The following is a 1,464-nucleotide window of genomic DNA, read 5'->3' on the forward strand; positions in this document are numbered from 1 at the left end:
GGACCTCCACGCGCCGCGCGTGGGCACAGCGCTTTAGGTCTGAGAAGGCCCGATCTTTCTCCCCTCTGCGGGCATGTCCTACATTCGAGCCCTCGCTCGGCTGCCCCCTCCAAAGATCACGCCGATGGAGGTTCGTGATTCTCGATCGGGTTGGAGGGCAAGCGGGCGCGGAGTGAGCGGGAAGAGGGAGCAGGGGCACCTCCCGTTCGGCTCTGTGTGCGCAGAAGACCTGAGAGCGAGAAGGCCCTGCCCGAGGGCAAAGGTAGGCAGTGGATGAAGAGGAAGCAGCGACAGGCGCTGCTTCGGTGGGCAGTGAAGAGTGGCTGCCCGCTCACCTACCGGAGGTGCCTGGCAGTCGTGACCGTGGGACGTGGAGCGTCGTGCCATGCCGCTGCCCGGGAGCTGGAGTGCGCCACCTCGACTGTCGTCGCCGCGGTGCGACGCTACAGGACGGGTGGGCGCCAGGCTCTTCGGGACAGGCGGGAGGCAAACGGACGCACCAAGGTGGACGAGCGGTTCCGAGAGCGACTGGTGCGCGTATTGGAGGGCACGCCTGAGGATTGGGGCTGGTGCCGTCCCACCTGGACGCGGGAGTTGCTGTGCCAGGAACTGGCCCGCAGGGGCCTGGTCCGTGTGTCGGTGGCGACCATGGGGCGTGCGCTCGCCTCGCTTGGGGCTCGGCTCAAGGCGGCGAGGCCCATCGTCGAGTGTCCCTGGCCCGGCTGGAAACGACAGCGGCGTCTGCACGAGTTGAAGTGCCTTGAGGTGTACGGGCCCGCCAAGGAGCCCGTCCTCCACGTGGACGAGGTCGACATCCATCTCAATCCCAAGGTGGGGTACGACTGGTGTCTGCCCGGGCAGCGACGAGTGGTGGTGACTCCCGGCAACAACCGCAAGCGCTACCTGGCTGGAGCACTCAACGTCCGGACAGGGAAACTGGCATGGGTGGAGGGTGAGTCCAAGGCGAGCTCCCTCTTCATCCAACTGCTCTGGCGTCTGGCGAGTGTCTACCGGCGGGCTCGCCGCATCCACCTCGTCCTCGACAACGCCTCCGTCCACTCCAGCAAGAAGACGCGCAAGGCCCTCGCGCAGTTCGGCGGGCGATTCGTCCTCCACTTCCTGCCGCCATACTGTCCCCAGGGCAATCGCATCGAGAGGGTGTGGCTCGACCTGCACGCCAACGTCACCCGCAATCATCGCTGCCGCACTCTGGCCCGACTCATGGTCCGGGTGCATGCCTACCTCGCCGCCCGCAATCGCCTGCGCTCCGCCAGTCCATCCCTGCGTCGCGTCGACCTCAGGCGCTCCGCCTGAGGCCGTTCGAAAATCACGATCGTTCATCGGCGTGATCTTTGGAGGGGGCAGCCGAGCGAGGGCTCGAATGTAGGACATGCCCGCAGAGGGGAGAAAGATCGGGCCTTCTCAGACCTAAAGCGCTGTGCCCACGCGCGGCGCGTGGAGGTC

Annotated in this window: 1 protein-coding gene; it reads left to right on the forward strand. The window is 66.6% G+C overall.

What is annotated here, in order from left to right:
- Positions 1–273: 273 nt before the first annotated feature.
- Positions 274–1,314, forward strand: a complete 1,041-nt coding sequence (locus tag LXT21_RS44695; RefSeq protein WP_456094098.1) for an IS630 family transposase — start codon at positions 274–276, stop codon at positions 1,312–1,314.
- Positions 1,315–1,464: the final 150 nt, after the last annotated feature.

Source organism: Myxococcus guangdongensis, from assembly GCF_024198255.1.
Classification (GTDB): domain Bacteria; phylum Myxococcota; class Myxococcia; order Myxococcales; family Myxococcaceae; genus Myxococcus; species Myxococcus guangdongensis.

Bases quoted from the DNA above. Each gene is read 5' to 3' on its own strand.
- LXT21_RS44695 (WP_456094098.1), top strand. From the start codon at position 274: ATGAAGAGGAAGCAGCGACAGGCGCTGCTTCGGTGGGCAGTGAAGAGT.